The 26487-nt window shown below is 63.0% G+C and carries 27 protein-coding genes; 6 read left to right on the top strand and 21 right to left on the bottom strand.

Features of this window, described 5'->3' with window-relative positions:
- Positions 1-32: 32 nt before the first annotated feature.
- From B5495_RS12190 to B5495_RS12155, 8 genes are all read right to left on the bottom strand, one after another.
- Entirely contained in the window at positions 33-1592 is a 1560-nt protein-coding gene (locus B5495_RS12190) for a nitrite reductase (RefSeq protein ID WP_079554104.1), read from the bottom strand.
- The gene (cobA, locus tag B5495_RS12185) at positions 1589-2440 is read right to left on the bottom strand and encodes a uroporphyrinogen-III C-methyltransferase (protein WP_079554102.1); all 852 of its coding nucleotides are present in this window, start codon (positions 2438-2440) and stop codon (positions 1589-1591) included. The genes B5495_RS12190 and cobA overlap by 4 nt, the downstream gene beginning before the upstream one ends.
- A 42-nt stretch (positions 2441-2482) precedes the next feature.
- Complete coding sequence (gene nirJ, locus B5495_RS12180; protein WP_079554100.1) at positions 2483-3700, bottom strand: heme d1 biosynthesis radical SAM protein NirJ; 1218 nt, start codon at positions 3698-3700, stop codon at positions 2483-2485.
- A gap of 15 nt (positions 3701-3715) precedes the next feature.
- Positions 3716-4261, bottom strand: a complete 546-nt coding sequence (gene ahbB, locus B5495_RS12175) for a siroheme decarboxylase subunit beta (RefSeq protein ID WP_079554098.1) — start codon at positions 4259-4261, stop codon at positions 3716-3718.
- Positions 4236-4694, bottom strand: coding sequence for an Lrp/AsnC family transcriptional regulator (locus B5495_RS12170; RefSeq protein ID WP_079554096.1), 459 nt, complete (start codon positions 4692-4694; stop codon positions 4236-4238). Before B5495_RS12170 ends, ahbB (B5495_RS12175) begins: the two co-directional genes overlap by 26 nt.
- Positions 4691-5212: a siroheme decarboxylase subunit beta gene (gene ahbB, locus B5495_RS12165; protein WP_079554094.1), complete on the bottom strand. Its 522-nt coding sequence runs from the start codon at positions 5210-5212 to the stop codon at positions 4691-4693. The genes B5495_RS12170 and ahbB (B5495_RS12165) overlap by 4 nt, the downstream gene beginning before the upstream one ends.
- Complete coding sequence (locus B5495_RS12160) at positions 5203-5769, bottom strand: Lrp/AsnC family transcriptional regulator (RefSeq protein ID WP_231897185.1); 567 nt, start codon at positions 5767-5769, stop codon at positions 5203-5205. Before B5495_RS12160 ends, ahbB (B5495_RS12165) begins: the two co-directional genes overlap by 10 nt.
- Before the next feature lie 100 nt (positions 5770-5869).
- Positions 5870-7588, bottom strand: a complete 1719-nt coding sequence (locus B5495_RS12155) for a nitrite reductase (RefSeq protein WP_172824566.1) — start codon at positions 7586-7588, stop codon at positions 5870-5872.
- A 344-nt stretch (positions 7589-7932) separates the two neighbouring features.
- Here B5495_RS12155 and B5495_RS12150 point away from each other — a divergent pair, with 344 nt between their 5' ends.
- Both B5495_RS12150 and B5495_RS12145 read left to right on the top strand, forming a co-directional pair.
- Positions 7933-8298 (top strand): c-type cytochrome, encoded by a 366-nt coding sequence (locus B5495_RS12150; protein ID WP_079554090.1) that lies wholly within the window; start codon positions 7933-7935, stop codon positions 8296-8298.
- Between the two features lie 4 nt (positions 8299-8302).
- Positions 8303-9517 (top strand): cytochrome D1 domain-containing protein, encoded by a 1215-nt coding sequence (locus B5495_RS12145; RefSeq protein WP_079554088.1) that lies wholly within the window; start codon positions 8303-8305, stop codon positions 9515-9517.
- Positions 9518-9753: 236 nt separating this feature from the next.
- Here the strand turns inward: B5495_RS12145 and B5495_RS12140 are convergent, their stop codons facing one another.
- Both B5495_RS12140 and B5495_RS12135 read right to left on the bottom strand, forming a co-directional pair.
- The gene (locus tag B5495_RS12140) at positions 9754-10440 is read right to left on the bottom strand and encodes a hypothetical protein (RefSeq protein WP_079554086.1); all 687 of its coding nucleotides are present in this window, start codon (positions 10438-10440) and stop codon (positions 9754-9756) included.
- Between the two features lie 15 nt (positions 10441-10455).
- Positions 10456-11190, bottom strand: coding sequence for a HupE/UreJ family protein (locus tag B5495_RS12135; protein ID WP_079554084.1), 735 nt, complete (start codon positions 11188-11190; stop codon positions 10456-10458).
- A gap of 557 nt (positions 11191-11747) precedes the next feature.
- Between B5495_RS12135 and B5495_RS12125 the strand changes: the two genes are divergently transcribed.
- Positions 11748-12023 carry a metal-sensing transcriptional repressor gene (locus B5495_RS12125; protein WP_079554080.1) on the top strand — a complete coding sequence of 92 codons (276 nt, stop codon included), beginning with the start codon at positions 11748-11750 and terminating at the stop codon, positions 12021-12023.
- 17 nt (positions 12024-12040) lie between these two features.
- Here the strand turns inward: B5495_RS12125 and dmeF are convergent, their stop codons facing one another.
- Entirely contained in the window at positions 12041-12961 is a 921-nt protein-coding gene (gene dmeF / locus B5495_RS12120; protein WP_079554079.1) for a CDF family Co(II)/Ni(II) efflux transporter DmeF, read from the bottom strand.
- Between the two features lie 196 nt (positions 12962-13157).
- On the opposite strand from dmeF, the gene B5495_RS12115 reads away from it, so the two are divergent.
- Positions 13158-14366: an MFS transporter gene (locus B5495_RS12115; protein ID WP_079554077.1), complete on the top strand. Its 1209-nt coding sequence runs from the start codon at positions 13158-13160 to the stop codon at positions 14364-14366.
- On the opposite strand, the gene B5495_RS12110 is transcribed toward B5495_RS12115, so the two are convergent.
- From B5495_RS12110 to B5495_RS12095, 4 genes are all read right to left on the bottom strand, one after another.
- Positions 14363-14614, bottom strand: a complete 252-nt coding sequence (locus B5495_RS12110) for a YkoF family thiamine/hydroxymethylpyrimidine-binding protein (RefSeq protein WP_079554075.1) — start codon at positions 14612-14614, stop codon at positions 14363-14365. The two genes, B5495_RS12115 and B5495_RS12110, sit on opposite strands and share 4 nt — an antisense overlap.
- A 70-nt stretch (positions 14615-14684) precedes the next feature.
- Positions 14685-15506, bottom strand: coding sequence for an alpha/beta fold hydrolase (locus tag B5495_RS12105; RefSeq protein WP_079554073.1), 822 nt, complete (start codon positions 15504-15506; stop codon positions 14685-14687).
- 118 nt (positions 15507-15624) lie between these two features.
- Positions 15625-16671, bottom strand: a complete 1047-nt coding sequence (dinB, locus tag B5495_RS12100; protein ID WP_079554071.1) for a DNA polymerase IV — start codon at positions 16669-16671, stop codon at positions 15625-15627.
- Between the two features lie 6 nt (positions 16672-16677).
- Entirely contained in the window at positions 16678-18150 is a 1473-nt protein-coding gene (locus tag B5495_RS12095) for a protein adenylyltransferase SelO (protein ID WP_079554069.1), read from the bottom strand.
- Between the two features lie 115 nt (positions 18151-18265).
- On the opposite strand from B5495_RS12095, the gene B5495_RS12090 reads away from it, so the two are divergent.
- The gene (locus tag B5495_RS12090) at positions 18266-19438 is read left to right on the top strand and encodes a UbiH/UbiF/VisC/COQ6 family ubiquinone biosynthesis hydroxylase (RefSeq protein WP_079554067.1); all 1173 of its coding nucleotides are present in this window, start codon (positions 18266-18268) and stop codon (positions 19436-19438) included.
- Positions 19439-19461: 23 nt separating this feature from the next.
- On the top strand, positions 19462-20628 hold the full coding sequence (locus B5495_RS12085; protein WP_079554066.1) for an aminotransferase class I/II-fold pyridoxal phosphate-dependent enzyme: 1167 nt from the start codon (positions 19462-19464) through the stop codon (positions 20626-20628).
- Positions 20629-20642: 14 nt separating this feature from the next.
- Here B5495_RS12085 and cfa read toward each other — a convergent pair whose 3' ends face one another.
- The 6 genes from cfa to B5495_RS12055 all read right to left on the bottom strand — a co-directional run bounded on the left by cfa (position 20643) and on the right by B5495_RS12055 (position 26389).
- Entirely contained in the window at positions 20643-21791 is a 1149-nt protein-coding gene (gene cfa, locus B5495_RS12080; protein WP_079554064.1) for a cyclopropane fatty acyl phospholipid synthase, read from the bottom strand.
- Between the two features lie 48 nt (positions 21792-21839).
- A complete protein-coding gene (locus tag B5495_RS12075; RefSeq protein WP_079554062.1) occupies positions 21840-22700 on the bottom strand; it encodes a universal stress protein in 861 nt (286 codons plus the stop codon).
- Between the two features lie 42 nt (positions 22701-22742).
- Entirely contained in the window at positions 22743-24227 is a 1485-nt protein-coding gene (locus B5495_RS12070) for a SulP family inorganic anion transporter (protein ID WP_079554061.1), read from the bottom strand.
- A 70-nt stretch (positions 24228-24297) separates the two neighbouring features.
- Complete coding sequence (locus B5495_RS12065) at positions 24298-25203, bottom strand: DMT family transporter (RefSeq protein ID WP_079554059.1); 906 nt, start codon at positions 25201-25203, stop codon at positions 24298-24300.
- Positions 25200-26003 carry a slipin family protein gene (locus B5495_RS12060; protein ID WP_079554057.1) on the bottom strand — a complete coding sequence of 268 codons (804 nt, stop codon included), beginning with the start codon at positions 26001-26003 and terminating at the stop codon, positions 25200-25202. The genes B5495_RS12065 and B5495_RS12060 overlap by 4 nt, the downstream gene beginning before the upstream one ends.
- Positions 26000-26389 (bottom strand): NfeD family protein, encoded by a 390-nt coding sequence (locus B5495_RS12055; protein WP_079554055.1) that lies wholly within the window; start codon positions 26387-26389, stop codon positions 26000-26002. The genes B5495_RS12060 and B5495_RS12055 overlap by 4 nt, the downstream gene beginning before the upstream one ends.
- Positions 26390-26487 lie beyond the last annotated feature (98 nt).

Genomic DNA, 26487 nt, shown 5'->3' with positions numbered 1-26487 from the left:
CGGCTCGGCTGCGCCTTAATGACGGGTATTTTCTAGTGACTCGTGCCTTCCTCGTAGCGCGTCTTGTTCCATACGTTGTACTTGCCCGAGGGCTTGCTCATGGGAATGCGCTCAAGCTCCTCCAAGGTATCGCCGTCGTAGACGATCACCGCGCCGTCGTCTTCCCAGAGACTCAGCAGAAGCTTCTTGCCGTCGCGGTCAAACTCCACGTGGGCGGCGGTTTTGCCCGGTTCGGGCGTCAGGGTTTTGACGATCTCTAGGCTTTGCTTGTCGATCACGTGGACGCGGTCGCGGTGGGGGCCGAAGAACACATCGACCCAGGCGTAGGGCGAGTTTGCGTGGCTGCGCATGAAAAAGCCCGGGCCGTCGGTCTCAAGCGTCTTGATCAACTCCCAGCTTTGCATATCGATGATCGACACTTCGGCCCGGCCCAGATGCGGCAACGCCATCACCCGCCGGCCCTCGTGCTCCCAGGTAATCCCCGAGCCCAGGTGCGGCATGCCTTCAAGCGGCAGATCGGCGACTTTTTCGCCGCTGTCGAGATTAACCACCATGCCGCCCTGCCCGCCTCTTGAGGCACCGATGACGTGCTCGTAGCCGGGGTCGAAAAAGAAGTCGTCGAGATAGTCCGGCACGCCAATGCGACGCACTTTGAAGCTTTCCAACGCCGGGTCCCGGCTCGGCGCCAGCGGGGTTTGCATATGCCCGGTGGAAACCACCGATTCCGTGGGCAGCGGCCAGGGGATTTCCCAGACCTCCTTGATGTCCTTGAGTGCGGCAATAAAGCTGCCCCTTGGCGGCGCGGCGTACACCGCGCTGACCCGGGAGCTTTCGCCGGCGGCGTTTTTCACCGGATAGGTTTTCATCATGTCGAGATTGTGGGCGTCAAACAGCACCAGGCTGTGGGGCAGGTAGTTGGCCGCCATCACGTAGCGGCCGTCGGCGGAAACGGCAATGTTGCGCATGTTGATGCCGGCACGCACTTCGGCCACGACCTCCAGATTGTAGAGGTCAAACTTGGTAATCCAGCCATCCCGGGAGCCAAAAAACACGTAGCGCCCGTCCGGGGTATATTTGGGGCCGCCGTGGAGCGCGTAGCGGGTTTCAAAGCGGTGAATGCGCTCGAAGGTATCGCCGTCAAGCACGCTGGCGTGATGATCGCCGGTTTCCACCACGATGAACAGATTGAGCGGATCGGCGTCAAAGCGCGGCTTATCCGGCAGGCTGCCGTCGGGGTGCATCACGGTATGGCTTGCCAAAATCTCGGCCTCGCCAAAGCGCGGCTCGGTGTCAGGCGGGCGATAAATCCATTCGGCCAGCGACTTGATTTGCTCGGCATCAAGCACGTCATCAAACGCCGGCATTTGGCTGGCCGCGCGGCTGTGGGTAATCACTTCGACCGCGGCGGCCGGCTTGAGCCGGGACAGATTCCCCGGCAGCAGCGCCGGGCCAACCCCGCCCAGCCGCGCCTCGCCGTGGCAGCTGGCGCAGTGGGTCTGGTACAGCCCGGCGGTGGCGTCTGCGTCTGCCGCAAGCGCCGGCGTGGCGGCCATCAGCATCAGCGGGGCGAGGGCGTGGCAAAGTCGTTTCATAAGGCGATTGTCTCCCGGGCGGCGTCGGCAAGCACCGGCACGGCGGCGGGCACTGGCGTCGTGACCTGAGCCGGCATCAAGGTATCGGCAAGCGCCACGACCTCACCCACCACCATAAGCGTGGGCGGGGTGAGTCCTTCCCGCTCGATGGCCGCCGTCATGTCGCCAAGGCGGGTGATGATCCGGCGCTGGTCGGGCGTAGTGCCGCGCTCCACCAGCGCGACCGGGTGGCTTGCCGGCAGCCCATGACGCTGCAGCTCGCGGCTGATCAGCGCGGCGTTGGCCAGCCCCATGTAAAACACCGTGGTGTGATGAGGCGTGGCCAGCGCCTGCCAGTCAAGCGCCAGCGCGCCGTCACTTTTGCAGTGGCCGGTGACGAAGGTCACGCTTTGGGCGTAGTCGCGGTGGGTCAGCGGGAAGCCGGCGTAGGCCGCGCAGCCCTGGGCCGAGGTGATCCCCGGCACCGCGTGAAAGCCAATGCCGTTGGTCACCAGCACTTCGGCCTCTTCGCCGCCGCGGCCAAAAATGTAAGGGTCGCCGCCTTTCAGCCGCACCACGCGCTGATTTTCCCGAGCCAGGCGCACCAGCAGCGTGTTGGTTTGTTCCTGAGTCAGGGCATGGCAGCGCGCGGCCTTGCCCACGTAAAACCGCTGGGCGTCGGGCCGGGCCAGCGCCAGCACCTCGGGCGAGACCAGGCGGTCAAATACCAGGCAGTCGGCCTGCTCGATCAGCGCCAGCGCGCGCAAGGTCAAAAGCCCCGGATCGCCGGGGCCGGCCCCCACTATTGCCACTTCTCCGGGGGCAAGCGTCGCTCCGGTCACGTCGTATACCACGCGATGTAACGCCATGACAGCACTCCTTGAAGGCCGGTCCTGCAGAGAGGGCCGGCGCTAAACGATTTCCACGGCCTGAATCGGGGTAAACGGCGCGTGAAGCTGCCGGACCGGCGCATCCGCCAGGCCAATTTCGGCGTTGGTCAGGTAGCAGCCGGGGTCTTCCGCCCAAGGGTCGCCGGTGACTTTCCACGCCCGCACCCGGGTGTTGCCGTTGCAGATGGGCAGGTAGCGGCATTCACCGCAGCGGCCCTTGAGCGGCCGCGGGCGTTGGCGAAAGCCCAGCATCAGCGGGTCTTGAGTCTCGCGCCAGATCTCGGAAAACGGCGTCTCGCGGACGCTGCCCAAATGGTGATCCCACCAGAAGGTATCCGGGTGAACGTTGCCGAGGTTGTCGATATTGGCGATCCACTCGCCGGAGGCGTTGCCGCCCCAGTTCGTCAGCCGCTCGGTCAGCGCCGGCAGCTGATCGGGGAAGTGCTCTTGCGCCCAATGGAGCATAAAGGGGCCGTCGGCGTCGTTGTTGCCGGTAACGTATTCGCGCACGACACCCCGCTCAAGCTCGTCGCGGCAGTGATCAAACAGCTGCGTCATGGCTGCCCGGGTCATCTCGTGCCAGGCGTCGTTCTTGCTGTGACGACGGCCGCGCCCGCCGTAGTTAAGGTGCGACAGGTAGAACTTGTCGACGTCGTGATAGTCGATCAGCTCGAGAATATCGCCCAGCTGGTCGGCGTTTTCCCGGGTGAGGGTAAAGCGCAGCCCCACCTTGATGCCGCGTTCCTTGCACAGCTTGACCGCGTGCATGGACTCGCGAAACGCGCCCTTGCGCTGGCGGATGACGTCGTGAGTGGCTTCCAGGCCGTCGATGCTGATGCCCACGTAGTCGTAGCCCACCGCTTCGATAGCGTCGATGTTGGTTTCGTTAATCAACGTGCCGTTGGTGGAAAGCCCGGTGTAAATGCCCAGCTCCCGAGCGCGGCGGGACAGCTCGAAAATATCCGGGCGCATCAGCGGCTCGCCGCCGGAGAGAATCAGCGCCGGGACGTGAAACGCCTTGAGGTCGTCGAGCACGTCGAGCGCCTCGGCGGTGGATAGCTCGCCGGCAAAGTCGATATCCGCCGAGGTGGTGTAGCAGTGCTTGCAGGTCAGGTTGCAGCGCCGGATCAGATTCCAGATCACCACCGGGCCCTTGGGCTTGCGCGCCGGGGGTGCTTTTTTATTAACCCCAATCTCCGGAGCCAACAGCGACTGCATATAGCGTGTGACACGAAACATGGCGTCTTCCCCCGCTTATGATTTGCCCGCGCCCGCCAGGCGCAGGCCGGTCTTTTTCAAAATCCGCGAGCTGTACAAAATGCGATAGCCCCGGCAAGCGCTGCCCAGCCTGATGCGCAGGGCTTCGGCCTGGCGCTCCACTTCATCGCGGTTTTTGCCGTGGAGCATGGCAAACAGGTTGTACGGCCAGTGCGGCAGGTGGCGCGGGCGGCGGTAGCAGTGGCTCACGCCCGCCACGCCGGCGACGTCACGACCCAGACGGTCAATCTCGGCGTCGTCTACGTCCCACACGCTCATGCCGTTGGCCACGTAGCCCAGCCGGTAATGGTTGGGCACCGCCGCCACCCGACGAATCACCCCGGCCTTGTGCATGGCCTGCATGCGCGCGAGCACGTCATCGCCGCCGATGCCGACCTGCTCGCCCACGGCCCCCCAGGGGTCCGGATAAAGCGGTAGCCCCGCCTGGGTGGCCAATACAATGGCGCGATCGACGGCGTCCGGGGCAAAGGCCGGTATGGCCGCTACGCTGTCCGGCTCAGACCGGCAGATGGAGTCGTACATGAAACTCCTCCTCCTTGGGCATGTTGTAGACGGCAAACCCCGTTTCGGCCTCGATCTCGTTGATGACCTCGGCGATGCGCTCGGGCGTTTCGGTGGCCAGCACAAACCACATGTTGAGCGCGTGCTCGCGGCGGTAGTTGTGGGCGACTTCGGCAAAGGCATTGACCTGCTCCACGACCCGATCAAAGTCGTCTTCGGGCACGGCCAGGGCGGCAAGGGTCAACCCGCCGCCGAGGCGCTCGGCGTGGTACATGGGGCCAAAGCGGGTCAGCACGCCGCGCTCGCGCAGCTGCTCCAGCCGGTATAACAGCCGGCCTTCACCCAGCCCCAGCTCCTCGGCGACCCGAGCAAACGGCCGCTCGACCAGCGGCAGGCCGTCCTGCAGGCGGTTGATAATCGTCCGGTCGGTGGCGTCAAGCTCGGCGGCCGTCATGGGCGTGTCTCCTCGGTATAGCGCGGATCGCTCGCGTAGCGCCCGCCGCGCTGGCGATAGGCGTGGTGGCTGAACAGCACCTGATGCGCCACCTCTTCAAGCCCATGGCGGGCGATGATCGCTTCAAGCTCGGCCAGCACACGCTCGCGGCGCACGCCGTGGATCATGCAGAACAGGCTATACGGCCACTCGGGTAGCCGGCGCGGGCGGCGGTAGCACAGCGTCACCGCCGGCTCTGCGGCAAGCGCCCGGCCCACGGCGCTGACGTGCTCATCGGCGACGTTCCACACCACCATGGCGTTGGCCGCCATGCCCAACCGGCGGTGGCGCACCACCAGCCCCATGCGTTTGATCAGGCCGTCTTCCTGCCATTCCCGGGCGCAGGTGATGGCCTCGCCTTCGCTCATACCGGCCGACTCGGCAAGCTCACGCCAGGGGCGCGACACCAGCGGCAGGCCCTGTTCTAGCAGGCACTTCAGGCGGCGTTCGCTTTCGGCGTCCCGGCGGTTCATAGGCATGCCTCGGCATCCAGCTCATTCTTATCCAGCTCAGTCTTATCCAGCTCGTCCCAGGGCAGCGGAAACGCCAGATCAATATGGAAGCTTTCAAGCATGGGCAGTCGCAGCACCGCCCGATCAAGGCGCACTTCAAGTGCCGCAAGGCGTGCGTCCAGCTCGGCCTCGTCGGGGGCGGTCATCACAAACCAGAGGTTGTAGCCGCAGGCGGCGTCGCGCAGGTAGTTATGATTGATGCCCGGCGCGCGGTTGATCTCGGCGGCCACGGCGTCGCATTCGGCCTTTTGCGCCGCGACGGCGGCCAGCAGGCTGGCACCGGCTCGGGCGTGGTCAAACACCGGCCCTGCACGGCTGATCACGCCCACGGCGTGCAGCCGCGCAAGGCGGTCCAGAATATCGCTTTCCGTCGTGTTTAGGCGCTGGGCCAATGTCAGGAAAGGCTTCGGTTCAACGGGCATACCGCGCTGGCAGGTATCCAGCAGGCGGCGGTCGAGGGCGTCCAGCTCTCGCGGATCAAGCGGATCAAGATGGCGCGTTTGATGGTGCATTTGATTCGGCATGAGCGGCCCTCCGGTGTCTGTCTCCGGCGCATGTGAGTGTGCCGAAGAGCCGGCGAGCATGGCGCCCGCCGGACGATTTTGCGGTCTTTGGTTGGCGATCCTAGTAGATGTCTTTCTGGGTGTTGATCACGTTGAACTTGCCGGTCGGGGTCACGATCCGCTCGTCATCGATCACCTTCTTGAGCTCGCGGGTGGCATCATCCACGATGACCAGCGCGGACTGCTGATCCATGGCGTTCCACACCGAGAACCACACTTCATCGCCGGCCTGGTTGTACTCCGGCTGCACCACGCGCTTGGGGCCTTCGCCGACGTCGGCCCATTCGGCAATCGGCAGCACTTCATAGCCGGCCTCCAGGTCGTTGATATCAAACACCGCTACGCTCTGACTCAGTGCGGTATCGGGGTTCAGGGTGGTATCCACGTAGAGGTTGTCGGACTCGGGGTGAGTCTTCACAAACAGCGAGCCGCCGCCCTGACCGTCGATGCTGCGCACCACCTTCCAGGCGTTATCCGGATGGCCTTCGGGGTCGGTACCGATCAGCTGAATGCTGGCATCGCCCAGGTGGCTGGTGGCCCATACCGGCCCGAACTCGGGGTCAACAAAGTTGGCACCGCGCCCCGGGTGGGGTGTCTTGCCCACGTCAACGATGGACTCAAGCTCGCGGTCCTTGGCGTCGATCACCACAATCTGGTTGGACTCGTTGGCCGCGGCCATGAAGTAGCGCCCGGAGCTGTCCCAGCCGCCGTCGTGCAGAAAACGCGAGGTGTCCAGCTCAACGGTGGAGAGCGCGTCCATGTTCTCGTAGTTGACCAGCCGCACCTTGCCGGTTTCCTTGACGTTGACGATGAACTCCGGGTGCTGGTGAGAGCCCACAATCGCGGCCACGCGGGGTTCCGGGTGATATTCCTGGGTGCCCACGGTCATGCCCCGGGTGCTGACGATTTTCTTCGGTTCCAGCGTCTTGCCGTCCATGATCACGTACTGGGGCGGCCAGTAGGCGCCGGCGATGGCCAGGTCATCCTCGTAGCCTTCGAACTTGGACGTCTCGACCGAACGCGCTTCCAGGCCGACCTTGATGGTGGCGACGATGCCCGGGTCTTCCATCCACAGGTCGATCATATCGACCTTGGCATCCCGGCCAATGACGAAGATATAGCGCCCGGACGCCGACATGCGCGAGATATGCACCGCGTAGCCGGTTTCCAGAATCTTGAGAATCTCCTTGCTGTCGCCGTCGATCAGCGCAATCTGGCCAGCATCGCGCAGGGTGACCGAGAACAGATTTTCGATATCCCAGTCGTTGAGTTTCTCGGTGGGCCGGTCTTCCGGCGCAACGATCACCTCCCAGGTGTCGCGCATGGCGCTCATGCCGAACTCCGGCGGCACCGGCGGCTCGTGCATCACGTACTTGGCCATCAGCTCGACTTCTTCCTCGGTGAAGTCCCCCGAGGTGCCCCAGTTGGGCATGCCGGCGGGCGAGCCGTAGTTGATGAACGTTTTGAGATACGCCAGACCACGCTCCTGAGTAATGTCCGTGGTCAGCGGCTTGCCCGTCGCCCCGTTGCGCAGCACGCCGTGGCAGCCGGCGCAGCGCTGGAAATACATTTCCTTGGCCTTCTCGAACTCGGCCTCGGTCAAGTCCGGCGCGCCGGGGGTTCTCACCACCTTCGCTGACTCGGCGTCTATGGGCGATTCGCTCCCCTGATACGCCGCCTTGGCCCCGTCAACGTCCTTGTGCTGGGCGTGAGCGGCTCCCATGCCCAGCGCCAGTGCGGCAATGGCCACGGCCAGCGGCGTCCGGTATCCCTTTTTCATCGTCATTTTTCCACCTCTTCTATGTCATGCGACTGCACGGTTTTCGTCAGGTAGAGATGCTTTTTATTAGGTGACGCCAGTGTGGCGTATAAACATGCAGTCCTCATGCGTCTTAACGCGAAAACGCCGCTTATTGGCTGCCTTGTTGATTCACGTCAAACGCCTCTCGCCCCTACCCCCAAAGAGACATTGCCGGAACGGCACTTTTCTGATGCGCGCTGAGGGCACGCGTGAAACCCCGGCAACCGGGGCTTTCTTGATATGCATCAAGGTGCTTTCACGCCCGGCCGGCAACACTGCGGTCAGAAGCGACAAAAAAGCCACGCTGTTATCAGGAGGGGATCATGGCGCCACCCGTTGTTCGTCGCCCGTTATTGGCCTGCCGGCGCGTCGCCGTGGCGCTGCTGGCGCTGGGCGTTGCCACCTTGGCGCTAACCGCCGCGGCCGACCCGTCCTCCGCGCGCCAGGCGGAGCTTGGCACCCTGCTGTATCAGGACTGCGGTTCGTGCCACGGCATGACCCTGCGCGGTGGGCTGGGCCCGGCACTGAACGCCTCGCGCATGCAGGCCTACGGCGAAAAGGCGCTGGCCGCGCTGATTCTGAACGGCATCCCCGGCACCGCCATGCCCGCCTGGCAAGGGCTGCTGAGCGAGGCCGACGCCCGCTGGCTGGCCGACCAGCTGCAACATCACAACCCGCTGCAGGAGTAACCCCATGACGCTTTTGCCACACCGCCGCGCCCTGCGCCCCCGGGCCCTGGTTGCTGCTTCAGCGCTTGCGCTGCTCGCCGGCTGCGCCTCAGCGCCAAACGCCACGCTGCGCGGCACGGGAGACCTGGGGGTTGTCGTCGAGCGCGCATCGGGCAGCGTCGCCGTGGTGGATACCAGCGCGCATCAGGTGCTTGAACGCGTTGAAGGGCTGGGGGATTTATCCCACGCCTCGGTGAAGTTCGCCCGGGACGGACGCTACGCGTTTATTTTTGGCCGCGACGGCGGACTTAGCCGGGTGGACCTGCTGCGCGGCGAGATCACCCACCGCGTCATGCAGTCGGGCAACAGTATCGGCGGGGCCATTTCCCAGGACGGGACGCGGGTCGCGGTGGCCAACTACGAACCCGGCGGCGTGCGCATATTCGACAGCCAAACCCTGGAACCGGTGGCCGATCTACCCGCCACCTACCGCGATGCCAACGGCGAGACCCAGCGTTCCAAAGTGGTCGGGCTGGTGGATGCGCCGGGCAACCGCTTCGTGTACAGCCTGTTCGATGCCGGCGAGATTCGCGTCGTGGATATGAGCGGCGACCCGCAGGTCACGCGCTTTAGCGGCATTGGCCAACAGCCTTACGACGCGCTGATTGACCCCAGCGGGCGCTACTACATTGCCGGACTGTTCGGCGAAGACGGCCTCGCGCTGCTGGATTTATGGCACCCGGAAAACGGCGTCAGCCGGATTCTGCCCGACTACGGGCGCGGTGAAGAGCGCCTGCCGGTCTACAAGATGCCGCATCTGGAAGGCTGGACAATGGCCGGGCGTCAGGCGTTTTTCCCCGCGGTGGGCCGCCACGAAGTGCTGGTAGCCGACACCGCCGACTGGACGCTGAGCGACCGTATTGCGGTACACGGCCAGCCCATTTTCGTCATGAGCCGCCCCGATCAGCGGCAGATATGGGTCAACTTCGCCCACCCGAACAACGACGTGGTGCAGGTGATCGACACCCAGCGCCGCGAGGTCATCGCCACGCTGTCCCCCGGGGATGCCGTGCTGCATATGGAGTTTTCGCCCAGGGGCGAGCAAGTGTGGGTCTCCGCCCGGGACAGCGACCGTATCACGGTCTACGACACCCACACCTTTGAGGAAATCGCCCGGCTGGAAAGCGAGTCGCCCAGCGGGATATTTTTCACCCACCGGGCGCACCGCATCGGGCTATAGGTATAGGCTTGTGGCTCACGGCCAGCGTTCTGGTCAAAGGCTTCTGATATGCCAGTGCGGTCGAGCAGCCCAGCGTAAAACATTGCGCCAACATCCTGATGTTTTTAATGTTCTACCTTGAGCATAAAGCAGGTGGGCTGATCGATTTTCGGGAGAAAAGAAGATACTGAAGGGCTACGCGAATATAGAGCCCCTGGCCCTCCATGAGGGCCAGGGGCTGAGGATTGCTTTGGCGATCAAAGAATACGTTCCAGCTCACCGTAATCACCGTCAATACGCAGCACGACGGTTACGGCGTTGTCATTACGGTTCCGGAAAAACCAGCCGTGATTGCCGGTAAAAGCCGCCTCCAGAGCACCCTCATCCTGGGGAACGCCGCGTCCTTTCTCATAGCTGATGGCGTTGCCACCTCCGTCTCCATGAGTGTCGAAGTTGACCGGTCCTCCTGCGGACTCCCAGGCGAAGCTCGCAACGTTGCCTTCGTTCATCGTCATCTTGTACTCGGTTCCTTCGCCCGGCGATAAAGTGAAGCTCACTTCATCACGCCAAGTGATGGCCGGCTCGGGCGCTGAGGCCTCTTCCTGGACCGCGACTGAAGAAGTAACGGACCGGCTAACGGTGGTCTCGGCGGCGCCCTGCTGGGCCTCGGATTCCGGCGTTACCGCAACCGACGCGTCTAATCTGAGTGCAGCGTCGGCATTCGCCCGGTCGAGCGCGGCTTCTTCCGCCAGTTGCTGCTTGATTTCCCCCATGTCGGTCAGCCCCAGGAGGCGCCCCGCTCCGGTGGGGTCAATCGCGTACTCTGCGGGCAGTACCACGGTCACTAACAGGACGGAGGCCGCCACTGCGGCCAGCAGGGTCGAACGAATCAGCTTCCCGGTAGAGGGCAGTTCGGCGCGGGTAGGCATATCTGTGTTGTACATTTTGAGCTCCGTGAATTAGGCGGTGAACAGGCCGGTAAGCTGATAGCCAATCAACAGAAAACCGGCGGACATCATGGCGACATTGGCGGTATAGGCATGACGTAGAAAGCCGGCAGTGCGCCGCCAGAATCCCATCACGATGAGAATCGCCCCCAGGGCCAGCAGCTGGCCGATCTCCACGCCGACGTTGAACGCCAGCAGGTTGGGCATCAGGCCGTCCGGAGAAATCTCGTACTCGATGATCTTGGTCGAGAGGCCGAAGCCGTGGAAGAAACCAAACACCAGCGTTGCCGCCTTGGTATTGGGCTGGAAGCCGAACCAGCGCTGGTAGGCACCAAGATTGTCCAGCGCCTTGTAAACGATGGACAGCCCGATAATGGCATCGATGAGATAGCTGTTGATGCCAATGTTGAAGAACACCCCGAGCAGCATCGTCGTGGAGTGCCCCAAAGCGAAGAGGCTGACGTAGATGGCGATGTGCTGCATCCGGTAGAGGAAGAAGATCACCCCGAGCAGAAACAGAATATGGTCGTACCCCGTCACCATGTGCTTGGCACCGAGGTAGATAAAAGAGATCAGGTGCATGCCATAGATCTCCTGGATATAGCCTTTGTCGCCTTCCGCGACGGCATGGGCAAAGGCTTCGCCGCTGGCTCCCAGAAGCAATACCAGCAGCGCGATCAGGGTAAGGACGTAGTGTCGGGCCTTGTCAGGCACACCGAACACGCGCCCCGTCAATGAGGAAAACATGAGAATCTCCACGGTTTAATATGGAATAACGGTCGCCAGGCAGGCGACCCCGGTCATGCAACGATGACCGGCCGTGGAGGGCGAACTATCCGGAAAACACGACGCAGCGGGAAACCATCCGGCCGATGCCTCTTGGCGGAGCCGGGCATCAAGAGAGGAATGACTATCCCCGTGGCGACCCGATCCGCTGTCTCATGGAAGTGACTACCGCTATCATGCGGCAGAGAATGGCGATCTGTCGGAGCATGTGCGTGGCCGTGCGTATGCGCTTCCGTGAGTTCACTCTTGAGCGTGTGTTCGATCGTCGTCGAATCGATCGGACCATGAGCCTGTATTTCACCAATGTCAGACATGACCAGCCCCTGCACAATCAGCAGCAGTAAGGTCAGATAACCAAGGCGATAACACAGGCGGTTAAGCATACAAGCAGACCAGCATGAGGACGAAGATCAGAGTTATGGACTATCTAGCCTGCTCCCCGTAGGGCATTGGTACGATAGTGGATCAGAGCATAACATCCTCCCCAGGGGGATAGGAATACCGACGAGGAACTGAATATGACAGCACATACCCACCAGTCGCATCCTGATATCATCAAGCGCCTGAGCCGAGCTCGAGGGCACCTGCAGAGCGTGACCCAGATGATTGAGGATGGGCGTCCCTGCCTGGACATCGCCCAGCAACTTCACGCTGTAGAGAAGGCCGTCCAACAGGCCAAGCGAGTATTGGTCCAAGATCACATAGAACATTGTCTGGACGACGCGATGGGCCCACTGGAGCCCGACCAGCAGCAACGTGTCGATGAATTCAAGGCAATCGCCAGGTACCTGTGACCCTGCCCCGAAAGGCATCAGTCACACTGCAGCGGTTCAACAGTGACATGCACCAACGATGGGCAACGAGCCTGGATGCGCTGTTTATAGACGGTGGGCGACTCTGGCTGATGGGATACAATCGAGACAATCGCTGCATAAATGCTGGGACCGATGGCCCATACATGCAGGTCGCTGACTCGCGCGTCGTCATTCTCAACGGCTCGTTTGACGGACTCCCCCATGTCGTGATGCTGCTGGTCCAGGAGTACCGTGGAAGTCTCCTTGAGCAGACACCATGACCAACGCGTGATCAATGCAGCGCCAACGAGCCCCATGAACGGGTCCAACCAGTTCCAGCCAGCATATTTACCTGCCAACAGAGCCACAATCGCCAACACGGAGGTCAAGGCGTCGGCAAGAACGTGAAAATAGGCGGCCCGACGATTGTGATCGTGGTGGCCGTGATGATGGTGATCATGGCTGTGTCCATGGTCGTGATCCCCTCCACCGAGTAACCAGGCCGAAACGCCATTGACCACCAGACCAATCACCGCGACAAAGATTGCCGCATTGAAGGATATGATAACCGGATCAATAAAGCGTCCAATGCTTTCAATCGCAATATAAACCGCGAAACCGGCTAACAGGACGGCTCCAGTAAATCCGCCCAGCGCATTAACTTTCCCTGTGCCAAAAGAAAACCGCGCGTTGCCTGCATTTTTACGTGCATAGACGTACGCGAAGGCGGCAATGCCAAGAGCGACCGCGTGGGAGCCCATATGCAACCCATCAGCCAGCAACGCCATCGAGCCGTAGACTACCCCCGCCAGAATTTCCCAGAACATCATCGCAACAGTCAGCCCTACCACGATGAGGGCGCGCATTTCGCCGGATCGCTTGTGGTTCTGTCCGAAGACGTGATCGTGTTGCCATTGGTCGAGTTGATGGTGAGGCATTGTCAGCGTTCCTGATGGGAAAAACGGGGAATTCACAGGTCTGATCGAGCCAGACCGGCTGATTGGCATATCCCCCTAGGGGGGATATAATGCTAATCTAGATCGACGACAGCCACAACGATCCGGCCGACAACGTCGTATCGGGATCAAAGCATCAAGGCAGTCATTATCGAATAGCTCCCATCACCGGTGAACCATGCTGGCAATTCTGAAACACCGCACTTACCGACATCTCTTCCTGGCCCAGGTCACCGCCCTCGCCGGCACTGGACTGACAACGATCGCGCTGGCGCTGCTGGCCCACGATCTGGCCGCCGGACAGGCGGGGATCGTGCTGGGCACGGCCCTGGCGATCAAGATGGTGGCCTATGTGGGCATTGCGCCGGTGGTGGGTGCCTATGCCTCGCGCCTGCCGCGCCGCACCCTGCTGGTCGGCCTGGACCTGCTACGGGCGTCCGTGGTCTGCGCGCTGCCCTTTGTCACCGAGGTCTGGCAGATCTATGTGCTGATCTTCTTGCTCAATGCCGCCTCGGCGGGCTTCACTCCGGTCTTTCAGGCGACAATCCCGGATCTCCTCGAGGACGAAGAGCAGTACACTCGGGCGCTGTCGCTTTCGCGGCTCGCCTATGACCTCGAGAACCTGCTCAGCCCCATGGCCGCCGCGGCGTTACTGATGTTGATGAGCTTCAACGTGCTGTTCCTGCTCAACGGCCTGGCCTTTCTGGTCTCTGCCGGCCTCGTCGTCTCAGTGATCCTGCCATCGCCTCAGGCCATGGACGATGAGGCGTCGAGCCTTTGGCAGCGGGTCTCTCATGGGATGAGGGTTTACTTGAAAACACCGCGATTGCGGGGGCTATTGGCCCTGAACATGGTGGTATCGGCCGCCGGGGCCATGCAAATCGTCAACACCGTGGTCTACGTTCGCACCTTCCTGGGCCTGGGCGAGCAAGCGGTGGCCATGGCCTTCGCGGCGGTCGGCGGCGGCTCGATGATGGTCGCCCTGCTGATGCCGAAGGTGCTGGAGCGCGTGCGCGAACGCCCGCTCATGCTCGCGGGCGGGGTATTGATGACGCTGAGCCTGTATCTGGGTCTGCTCGCGCCGGGCTTCGTGGGCCTGATGGGGCTGTGGTTCCTGCTGGGTGCTGGCGCCTCGCTGATCATGACGCCCACCGGGCGGCTGCTCAAACAGTCGTGTCAGCCACAGGACCGTCCGGCGCTGTTCGCCGCGCAGTTCTCACTGTCACACGGTTGCTGGCTGCTGGCCTATCCGCTGGCGGGCTGGGTCGGGGCAGAAGTGGGCCTGATCGAAACCTTTGCCCTGCTGGGGACGATCGCACTGGTGTCGACGGCGCTCGCGGCACGTCTTTGGCCGTCCCGACACGACAAAGCGGCCAGCCCGGGTTAAGCGCGCGGTCGGCGGTCGCCTTCGAGGAAGTTGGCGGTAAACGCGGCCTTGCCGTAGGTCTCGAACGACCACTTCATCAGCTCGGCAAGCGCGGCCATCACCGCATCAAAGTCGCCGAACACCTGGGTGCTCATGCGGTTGGAATACACCTCAAGCCCCGAGGCCTCAAGGCGCTTGATCACCTCCTTGACCGGCGGTTTGAAGTCGTCTTTCAACGGGTAATAGCTCAGCTGCATGGAAAGGTACATAACGCCTCCTGATAGCATGATCCTGATAACGTAAGTGAGTCCCTTCACGCTATCACATCTCGCACGGCGATCATGCCGAGGCGTTGGCCGCCTCGATCATCGCCCACGCCTGGCGTATCGCTTCGCGGGTCGGCGCGGGGTATTCCATGGGAAACATGTGCGAGCCGGGTACGTTCAGCACGCGCATGCCGCGACGCTTGAGCCGCTTGACGCGCGCAGCGGTCATCAAGTCTGACGTTTCGCCTGCCACCAGCACCGACGGAACGCCCAGCGTTTGCGGCAGCCGCGTGATGTCATCCGGCAGGTGACGAAAAATCTCGACTTCGATCTCGGGCTGGAAGGCCAGCGTCACGCGGCCATCATCCAGCGGCCGCGAGCCGGCCTGAACGTAGTCGTTGAGCGCCTCAGCGGTAAAGCTGCGAAACAGCCCGCGACGGCGTAGCGAGTGGGCCATCGCTTCGCGGCTGGGCCATTCACGGCGGCGCTTCAGCGTCTTACCCGCCGGCGTAATACGGTCAATAAAGCCCAGCCGCTTGGCCGCCTTCATCGCCAGCGCGTCAATGCCCAGCAGCATCGGCGGGTCCAGCATTATCACGCCGTAAAAGCGTTCGGGGCGCTGGCGCGCAGCCATGGCCATCAGCAGGCCGCCCAGCGAATGGCCGACGCCCAATACGCGCTCGCCGGACGCCGGCAGGCTCGCCAACAGCTCGTCGACCATATTTCCCCAGTTATGATTGACCGGATAATCCGGGTGATGCCCCAAACGCTCCAGCGGGTGAACATCGAACGTATCGGCCAGCGGCGCCAGCAGGCTTTTGTAGCTCAGCCCGGGGAAACCATTGGCGTGGGCGAATACCAGCCGGGGACGGGCTTTAGCGGTGGGTTGGCTCATGGCAGGGCTCTTTATCAGGTCGGCTTATCAGATCAGCGTATCAGGTCGGCGGCGCTACAATCATACGACTGTTTTATTTCCGAATGAAAGCCTGAATGCCAACAGGCCGTTCTGCACCTCAGAAAAGCGTCAGCTGGGTGTCGGGGGCAGGTTCGGCCAAGCGGTAGCCCACCCCCAGCAGCCGCACGGGGCGCTTACCGCGCTGCCAGCCGGCGCTTAACAGCGCGGCAAACGGTGCGTCGTCGGGGATCGCGCCGGCGTGCTCCACGGTGGTCTGGGTGAAGTCGTTGAACTTGATCTTGACCATCGCCCCGCGCACGCCGGGCGGCGGATCAAGGCGCTGGTAGCGGCGTTTCAGGTCGTCGATCAGCGCCGGCAGTTCGCGGCGGCAGGCGTCGAGCCCGGGTAAATCCTGCGGGTAGGTCTGCTCGGTGCTGACCGATTTACGCTCGCGGTGGATTTTCACCGGGCGCTCGTCGTGCCCCCAGCTGAGCTCGTGAAGGCGTTGACCAAAGCGCCCGAAATGCTCGACCAGCTCGGTAAGCGAGCGCTTACGTACGTCGTCGCAGGTGGTAATACCCAGCGCCTTGAGCTTTTCACCGGTGCGCGGCCCGACGCCGTGAATCTTTTTGACCGGCAGCGCACGGACAAAATCGTCGATGGCGTCGGGCGTAATCACGCACAGCCCGTCGGGTTTGTGCCAGTCGCTGGCGATCTTGGCCAGAAATTTGTTGGGCGCCACCCCCGCCGAGACGGTAATACCCACCTCGCGCGCCACCCGCGCGCGAATCGCCTCGGCCATGCGCGTAGCGCTGCCCTGGTGAGCGCTCACCTCTGAGACGTCCAGGTAGGCTTCGTCGAGGGACAGCGGCTCGACCAGCTCGGTGACGTCGCGATAAATGGCAAACACCTGCTGCGCTACGGCCTTGTATTTGGGCATATCGCCGCGAATCAGCGTGAGGTGCGGGCAGCGCTTGAGCGCCTGCGCGGTGGGCATCGCCGAGTGGATGCCGTAAGCCCGCGCGGGATAGTTGCAGGTGGCGACAACGCCGCGACGCTCGACGCTGCCGCCAATCGCAATGGGAATGTCCGCCAGCGCCGGGTTATCGCGCATTTCGACCGCGGCGTAAAAGCAGTCGCAGTCGCAGTGGATGATTTTGCGCATCGCCGGTCAGGTACCGCAGAAAGTCCGCAGCACGTTCTCGTCCGAGGCGGCCGGCGCGCCTAGCCGGCGCGCTTCCGGCGTGTCGTCAAACGGTGCGATAACCACGCTCAGCAGCGCGTAAAACGGGGTGAAATCGCCGTCTTCGGCGGCGCGGATCGCTTCCTGTACGCGGTGATTGCGCGGGATGATAACCGGATTAGCGCGGCGCATGGCGGCAAGGCGTTCGGCGTCGCGGCTGGCGACTTCCTCGCACTGCCACTGCTCGATCCAGCCGGCCAGCGCGTCGGGGGCTAACGTCAGCGCCAGCAGCGCTTTGCGGCCGGCTTCGCCGGGCTTGGCAATATGGCGATACAAGGCATCAAAGATCGCGGTCATGTCCATCTGCCCCTTGTGCATGGCGTCTTCCAGCGCCTCCATCAGCGGCGTGGCCGCCTCGTTGTCACTGGCAAGCCCCAGCTTGTCGGCGTTTACCGCGGCGCGCTCGACGGCAAAAAAGTCGTCAAAGCGGCGCAGCACGGCGGTGGCTTCATCGACCTGAGCTTGCTCGTCACCGTCCATCAGCATCAGCAGGCATTCGGCCAGCCGAGCGAGGTTCCACTGGGCAATCCCCGGCTGGTTGGCAAAGGCATAGCGCCCGCCCTGATCGATCGAGCTATACACCTTGTGCGGGTCAAACGCCTCCATAAAGGCGCAGGGGCCGTAGTCGATGGTCTCGCCGGCGACGCTGGCGTTATCGGTATTCATCACCCCGTGGATAAAGCCCACGCCCATCCAGCGGGCAACAAGATATGCCTGACGGCGCACCACCGCCTCGAAAAACGCCAGATAGCGCGCGTTGGCGCCGTGTTCCGCCTGACATTCGGGGTAATGGCGCTCAATGGCGTGCTCGGCCAACGCCTTGAGCGCGTCCACATCGCCCCGCGCGGCGGCAAACTGGAAGGTGCCCACGCGGATGTGGCTTTTTGCCACCCGCGTTAGCACCGCGCCCGGCTCCGGCGGCTGGCGCATGACGCGCTCGCCGGTGGCCACGGCGGCAAGCGCGCGGGTGGTGGGAATGTCCATCGCCGCCATCGCTTCGCTGAGCAGGTACTCGCGCAGCACCGGTCCCAGCGGCGAGCGGCCGTCGCCGCCACGGGAATACGGCGTGCGCCCGCTACCCTTGAGCTGAAGGTCGCGGCGCTGGCCATTGGCATCCAGCGCCTCGCCCAGCCACAGCGCGCGGCCATCGCCCAGCTGCGGGACAAAATTGCCGAACTGGTGGCCGGCGTAGGCCAGCGCCATGGGTTGCGCGCCGGGCAGGCACTCGTTGCCGCTGAAGTAGTGCGCCAGCGTGGCGTCGTCGGGCTGCTCGCCCATGCCGAGCGTTTTGGCCAGCGCGGTGTTGAACACGATCAGCCGCGGCGCGGCGACGGGGGTAGGCTCGCAGGCCGTCCATAAAAGCGCGGGCAGCTCGGCGTAGCGGTGTTGAAGCGTCAGCAAGATAGTCTCCTGTCAGCAAAGCGCTCTAGGCAAAGCGTGTGGGTCTCGACGATACTGTGATTCTGACGTCAAGATACAACACGCCATGGTCAGTTTACCCAACGGAGGACGCAACATGCAGCGCGATCATGAAATCGTTATTGTGGGCGGCGGCATGGTCGGCGCTGCACTGGCGGCCCGGCTGGGGTACGCCGGCGTTAACGTGGGGCTGGTTGAGCGCGGCGCTACGCCGACTGAACCCAGCGGCGACTTTGATCTGCGAATATCTTCGCTGAATGCGCGCTCGCTTGATTTTATCGAGGCCAGCGGTACGCAGATCCCCGCGTCGCGCAGCTGTTCGTTTCGTCACATCGAAGGGTGGAACCAGCAGGGGCGCGGCCATAGCGTGTTTTCCGCCGCCGACAGCGGCCTTGATCGCTTTGGCGTGTTTGTGGAAAACCGCGCGCTACAGTACGCGCTGTGGCAGCGCTTACACACCCTGCCGGGCGTGACCTGCTACACCCGCTGCGCGCCGCTTTCGACGGTTGCCTCCAGCCATTCAAGAATGCTCGAGCTGGACAACGGCAAGACGCTCAACGCCGCGCTGGTTGTCGGCGCCGACGGCGCGCGCTCGACCCTGCGTGAACTGGCCGGCATCGAGATCGGCACCTACGATTACCGCCAGCGCGCGCTGATCACCAACGTCGAAACCGAACTGCCCCAGCAGGATGTCAGCTGGCAGTGTTTCACGCCCACGGGGCCGCAGGCCATGCTGCCGCTACCCGGCCATCGTGCATCATTGATCTGGTACGACCGCGATACCACCACCCGGGCGCGGGAAATGCTCAGCGACGAGGCGCTAGCCCGCGCCATCGAGGCGGCGTTTCCCCAACGGCTGGGGCGCATTCTGCGCGTCACCGGCCGCGCCAGTTTTCCCATCAAGCGCCAGCACGCCAAACGCTATATCGGCAAGCGTCTGGCGTTGATCGGTGACGCCGCCCACGTGGTGCACCCACTGGCCGGCCAGGGGCTGAACATTGGCCTGCACGACGCCGACACCCTGGCGGACACCATCCTTGCCCGGCGCGACGCCGGCGAGCACCCCGCCCTGCTGCGCTTCGAGCTACAGCGCCGCTTGGCCAATCAGGCAATGATCGCCGCCACTGACGGTTTTCATCATCTGTTTACCGGTGCCAAACCGCTTCGCCAGCTGGGCGATTGCGGCCTGAGCGTGGCCGAACACCTGCCCGCTGCCAAGCGCATGATGTCGCGTCAGGCCAACGGCCTGAATCCGTTCGCCAAACGCTAGCATTCACCGACGAGAGAGCCGCCATGCCCCGCTATCCCCATCGCTTTGACGGCGACGGCCCGCACAATCCATTTCCCGGCATCAAGGTGCTGGAACGCAAACTCGGCCACGCCATTCCCCACCGGCTGGGGTCCAACGAAGGGCTGGACATGCCCCACCGTGCGCTGCGCGAACGCTTTGGCGACGCCGTGGCCGAACACGTTTACGGCTATGGCGATGCCGAGGCGCTGGGGGTGCGCGAGCGCCTCAGCCGTCAGCAGCACATTGCGCTGGAGAACCTGCTGGTAGACGCCGGTGCCGACAGCCTGATTGCGCTGACGCTGCGCGCCGTGGCCGAGCCGGGCACCACGGTGGTCGCCACCGCCGGCACCTACCCCACCTTTGGCTACTTTGCCCGTGGCCACGGCTGCCGGCTGGTTGAGCCGGCCTACCGGCAGGCGCCCGGCGTGCTGGCGCCGGATCTCGACGCCCTTGCTGATGCCGCCCAGCGCGAGCGCGCGCAGCTGGTGTATCTGGCCAACCCCGATAACCCCAGCGGGCATTTACATACGGACGCCGATATTGCCGCGCTGCGAAAGCGCCTGCCGGAAGGCTGCTGGCTGCTGCTCGACGAAGCCTACGGCGACTTTCGTGATGACAGTCGTGATGACTTTCGTGAGGACAGCCGCGATAACGCTGCCAGCGGTGCCCGGTCTTCAAGACTGTCTCCAGCCCTGTCTCAAGCCCTGCCGGGGGTTATCCGCTTGCGCACGCTGTCCAAGGCGCACGGGCTGGCCGGCCTGCGTATTGGCTATGCCATCGCCGAGCCCTGGGTGCTTTCGCTGATGATGAAGGTCAGGATTCACTACGCGGTATCGACGCTGACCCAGGCCATTGCCGAAACGGTGCTCGACTACCCCGAGGAAACCCGGGCGCATATCGAGGCGGTCAAGGTGCGGCGCGAGCGCCTCGCCGCGCACTTTAGCGCGTTGGGAGCCGAGGTGCTGCCCAGTGCGACCAACTTTGTCGCGCTGCGGCTGGAAAGCGCCGAACAGGCCGCTCGGGTACACCAGACGCTGCTGGGCGAAGGAAAGCTCATCACCCGGCCGGCACACCCCGACATTGGCAACCTGCTGCGGATTACCGCCGTGGAAGACGCGCTGACGCCCGGCCGGCTGGCCGTACTGGAAGCGGCGCTGCAAGGCGATTAACGCCGACCGTCGGCTCAGCTCACCCGCGAATAGCCGCCCACTACACCGGCTTTGCTCAGCACCAGCTGCCAGAGCTGCAGCTCCCGGGCGCGAAAGGCGCCCGCGCAGCTGAGCAGGTAATAGCGCCACATGCGGTAGAAGGTATCGCCATACTGCTCGCGGAACTCCAGCCAGTGTTGGCAGAAGTTGGCGTGCCACGCCATCAGCGTACGGTCGTAATCGGCGCCGAAGCTGTGCACGTCTTCCATCACGAACAGGGAATCCGCCGCCGCGACGATGCGGTTAAAGGAAGGCACATCGCCGTTGGGGAAGATGTATTTATCCATCCACGGGTCCGGCGGCGTAGAGGCCACGTTTTTGCCGATGGTATGGAGTAAAAACAGGCCGTCGTCTTTCAGGCAGCGGTTGGCCACCCGCATGAACTCGCGATGATTCTTGCGCCCCACGTGCTCGAACATGCCGATGCTGACCACGCGGTCGAAGGTGTCGGTTTCACGCCGGTAGTCTGCCAGCCGAAACGTTACCGGCAGCCCGCGCTTCATCACCCGCTGGCCGAAATCGGCCTGCTCGCGGGAAATCGTCAGCCCCACGCATTCAACGCCGTAGTGTTCGGCGGCGTAGGCCATGAAACTGCCCCAGCCGCAGCCGATATCCAGCAGCCGCATGCCGGGCTGCAGCGCAAGCTTGCGGCACACCAGATCCAGCTTGGCGGCCTGGGCGTCGTCCAGCGTCGTGGCGCGTTTCCAGTAGCCGCAGGTGTAGGTCATGCGCTGGTCGAGCATGGCCGCGTAAAATTCGTTGCCCAGATCGTAGTGGGCCTTGCCGACCTGCCACGCCCGTTTACCGCTTTGGCGGTTCAGCAGCCGCACACGCAGCGCGTGGTACATCAGCTGGGTCGGCTTGACGCGCCGGTTGAGCCTTGCGCGCATCAGGCGATAGAAAAACTGGTCCAGCGACTCGGCATCCCAGTCGCCCTGCACGTAGCTTTCGCCCAGCCCCAGGTTGCCCCGGGACAGGGCGTTTTCAATCACCCCCGGCGCCTTGAGCCGGATATCCCAGGGCCGCTCGCCGTTGATGCGGATACCGGCTTCGGCGAGCAGCGCTTCGGCGTAGCGATGGGTGGAAAGCGACCGGTCAAAGCAGGCATTTCGCTTGGTTAACATGCATTAAGCGTAGACAACAATGCCCACAGGGGCATAGCACGCCGGCCGCTAGCGCAAGATCAGTACCGGAATATGCGCATTGCGCAGCATGCTGGTGGTGGTACTGCCGACCAGCAGCTGACGAATACGCGAATGGCCGTAGGCGCCCATCACGGTAATATCAATGTCGTGCTCTGATTCGTAGGCGTGCAGCGTGGCTTCGGCATCACCGGCACGAATCGCTCCTTCGGCCCCCAGCCCGGCATCCTGCAGCAGATTAACCGCCCAGGCCAGCGCCATGCGGTGCTCGGCGGTATCCGCGCTCACGGTCACCACGTGGCAGGCCAGGCCCTTGAACAGCGGGCTTTTGGCCAGCATCTCAACGCCCTTGCGCGCCGTTTTGCTACCATCAAAGGCAATCATCACTTTGCGGGGCGCACTGAACCCGCCGCGCGGCACCATTAGAATCGGGCGGCGCAGTTCGCGCACCACGCGCTCAAGGCTCGAGCCCAGATGGCCGCTGGCCTGATCCGCGCTTTCACCGCGCTTGCCCAGCACCAACAGCCGCGTTTCGTCTTCGTGGTCAGCCAGGGTTTCCACCAGCGTGCCGTTGCGCTGGCGCGTTTTTGCCTCTGGCGTACCGCGTTCAGCCGCGCGGGTCTGCGCGGCCTCCAGCATCAGCTGCCCCTGCTCGCGATTGAGCTTGGCACGCTTTTCATCCAGCTCGGCCAGCTCTTCCATCAGCGTTTCGCGTGCGCCCAGCTGCAGGCTGCCGGAAAGATCGGCGTCTTCGACCACCGGCGGATGATTATCCACCGCGTGCAAAAACATCAGCGGCGCGCCCAGCGCCTGGCTGGCCCAGGTGGCGTAGTCGCATACGCTCTGGGAAAACGACGAGCCGTCGATGGCGGCCGTTACGTATTCTGTCATCCTGACTCTCCTGTTTTAGTCGCCTGACGGACATCAATGCTGCTAGCCCATGAGTTTGTCCACAGCTTCGGCATCGTTGTGAATCGCATAGCGATCAACAATGGTCGCGCTGGCTTCGTTCAGGCCCACCAGCGTCACCTCGGTGCCTTCACGGCGGAACTTGATCACCACGCGGTCAAGAGCTTCGACGGCGCTGACATCCCAAAAATGCGCGCGGGACAGGTCAATGGTGACGTCATCGACGCTCTCCTTGAAGTCAAACGCTTCGCCAAAACGCTTACAGGAGGCAAAAAACACCTGACCAACCACCTGATACTCGCGCGCCTTGCCGGCCTCTACCTCATGGGACCCAATATAGAGGATGTTACCCACCTTATTGGCAAAGTTAAGCGCTGCCAGCAACACGCCGACAAACACGCCCAGCGCCAGATTGTGGGTGCTGACCGTGACGGCCACGGTAGCGAGCATCACCATGTTGGTGCTCATGGGGAGTTTTTTCAGATCGCGAATGGACTCCCAGCTGAACGTGCCGATGGACACCATGATCATCACGGCGACCAGCGCGGCCATGGGAATCAGCGATACCCAGTCAGCCAGAAAGACCACCATGATCAGCAGGGCAACGCCGGCCACCAGCGTTGACGTGCGCTGACGCCCGCCGGATTTCACGTTGATCACCGACTGGCCGATCATCGCGCAGCCGGCCATGCCGCCCAGAAGCCCGGCGCCGATGTTGGCCACGCCCTGCCCTTTGCACTCGCGATTCTTGTTGCTGGTGGTGTCGGTCAGGTCATCGACGATGGTGGCGGTCATCATCGACTCCAACAGCCCCACCACGGCCAGCATCAGCGAGTACGGGAAGATGATCTTGAGCGTTTCCAGCGTCAGCGGCACGTCCGGCCACAGAAAAATCGGCAGGCTGTCGGGAAGCTCGCCCATATCGCCCACGGTGCGAATTTCCATGCCGGTAGCCAGATACACCACCGTCAGCACCAGAATGCACACCAGCGGCGAGGGTACCGATTTCCCCACTTTCGGCAGGTAGGGAAAGCCGTAGATAATCCCCAGCCCCGCAGCGGTCATGGCATAAACGTGCCAGGTCACGTCGGTCAGCTCGGGCAGCTGAGCCATGAAAATCAGGATGGCCAGCGCGTTAACAAAGCCCGTGACCACCGAGCGCGACACAAAACGCATCAGGTCAGCCAGGCGCAAATAGCCGGCGACAATTTGCAGCACGCCGGTCAAAAGCGTGGCGGCGAGCAGATACTCGAGCCCGTGCTCCTTGACCAGCGTGACCATCAATAGCGCCATGGCGCCGGTCGCCGCCGAGATCATCCCCGGCCGGCCGCCGGTAAAGGCGATAATTACACAGATGGCGAAAGACGCGTACAGCCCGATCTTGGGGTCAACGCCGGCGATAATGGAAAAGGCGATGGCCTCGGGAATCAGCGCCAGCGCCACCACGATCCCCGACAGCACGTCGGCTCTCAGGTTGGAAAGCCAGGTTTGCTTAAACGACTCGATCATTGATCAGTCCCACGGTTGGAAGTTAATGCAGGGCGGCGCATTCTACCCGCATAGAAGGCGTCCTGCATGCCTAGGCGGCGTGAAGTTTGCGCCGTTGGCGCATTTCCAGATGACGTTCAAAAAGCCCCTTGCCCACCAGCGTGCCGATCACCAGCGCACCGCCCAACAGAGCTGTGGGAGCAGGCTCCTCGCCCAGAATCAGCCACACCCAGACCGTACCGGCGACCACCTCAACCAGCATTAAAAGCCCCACCTCGGCGGCGGGAAGGTACAGCGGGCCGCGCTGAATAAAGGTAAAGCCCAGCGGCAGAATGCCCAGACACAGCAGCACCAGCCACACCCAGCTCATGGTCGGCGGTGCGCTCAGCCCGGTACCCAGGCCGCTGGCCACAAACGCCGCTGCGGCGACGATCAGCCCGGCAAGCGCCAGCATCGGGCTCATGTCGACGCCGGATTTGGTCCGCGCCAGAGTAAAGTTACAGCCCATGGCCGTGGCCGCCATCAGCGCAAAGGCGTTGCCCACCCAGGAGCCACCGCCGGCATCGTCGAGCACGATCATGGCGATGCCGACCATGCACACGAAAATCGCCGCCCAGGTGCGTCGCGGCAGGCGTTCGTGCAGAAAGATGCGTGACAGCACCGCCGCGATCAGCGGCGCGCCGGCCAGAATCATCAGCACGTTGCCGCCCTTGGTGTACTGATTGCCCAGCACAAAGCCAAAGGTGGAAACGGCAAAGAAGCACGCCACGCCCACGCCGGTCCAGCCGCAGCGACGGTAGGCCTGCCAGAAGCCGCGCCCCTTGCGCAGCCACACAATCAGCGCAAAGCCCAGCGCGGTAAGCAGCCCGCGCCACAGCAGAACATCGTAGTCGGGAAGGCCGATCAGTTTAATCAACAGCGCATCGGGGGAAATGATCAGCGCGCCGCCGGCGGTCATGATCAGACCCTGCTGGCGGCGGGAAAGGGAGTGCATCATTCGTCGGGCGTCGCCTTGGGAGAAGTCTTTGAACCAGCACTGGAACCAGTGCCTTGGGCTTTCATCTGCTTGAACACGTCCATGATATCCAGCGGCAAGGGAAAGACAATCGTCGAGGCGTTCTTGTTGCTCATGTCGCTCATGGTTTGCAGGTAACGCAGCTGCAGCGCGGCCGAATTTTCCTGCATGACGTTGGCGGCGTCCACCAGCTTTCTTGACGCCTGCAGCTCGCCCTCGGCGTGAATCACCTTGGCCCGACGTTCGCGTTCGGCCTCGGCCTGACGGGCAATCGCCCGAATCATGCTTTCATCCAGATCAACGTGCTTGATCTCCACGTTGGCCACCTTGATGCCCCAGGCTTCGGTCTGGATGTCGATAATCTCCTGGATATCGTCGTTGAGCTTGTCGCGCTCGGTGAGCATCTCATCCAGATCGTGCTTGCCCAGCACCGAGCGCAGCGTGGTTTGCGCCAGCTGGCTGGTGGCCATCACGTAGTTTTCTACCTGAATAATGGCTTTTTCCGGGTCCACCACGCGAAAGTACAGCACCGCGTTGACCTTCACCGTGACGTTATCCCGGGAGATCACGTCCTGCTCGGGCACGTCCATGGTAATCACGCGCAAATCCACTTTCTGCATCGACTGGATCAGCGGAATCACGATGGCAATCCCCGGCCCTTTCACCGCCTGAAAGCGTCCCAGAAAAAACACCACGCCGCGCCGGTACTCCGGCAGGATACGAAACGAGGCGGCGATCAGCATGATCACCACAACCACAGGCACAAGATACGAAAGCATCATGGTTCGGCTCCTTCTTTGGGCGGCTGAGCGACCGGCGACACGTGCAGGGTCAACCCCTCGACGCGCGTCACGCTAACCACCTCGCCGCAGGCGACGGGCGCCTTGCTCCGGGCACGCCAGCGTTCGCCTTGAAGGCGCACATGGCCGCGGCCGTGAAAGGCATAAAGCGCCGTTGCACGGGAATCCAGCAGCTGCTCCTGGCCACCGCGTACGCGTATTTTGCGCTGACGGATAAAGCGCATCAGCACCCAGAGCAAAAGCGCGGCCGTGAAGAGCCCCACGCCGATCAGCACGGGCAGGGTTATTGTCAGAACGCCGGCGTCCGTCAGCATGCTCACTCCGAGTATCAGCAGCGCTATACCCAACAGATCGAAACTGTATAGCACGATCCATCTCCGTTCGGCGGAGCTGCAGATGCCCTGGCCCCCGCCTCAACGCTATAGGTTTCAGCCTAGCAGCAAAGTGGCGCTGCCGCGCCCGTTCG

The organism is Vreelandella subglaciescola (genome assembly GCF_900142895.1).
Lineage (GTDB): Bacteria > Pseudomonadota > Gammaproteobacteria > Pseudomonadales > Halomonadaceae > Vreelandella > Vreelandella subglaciescola.
This window is presented reverse-complemented; position numbering and strand designations above follow the sequence as displayed.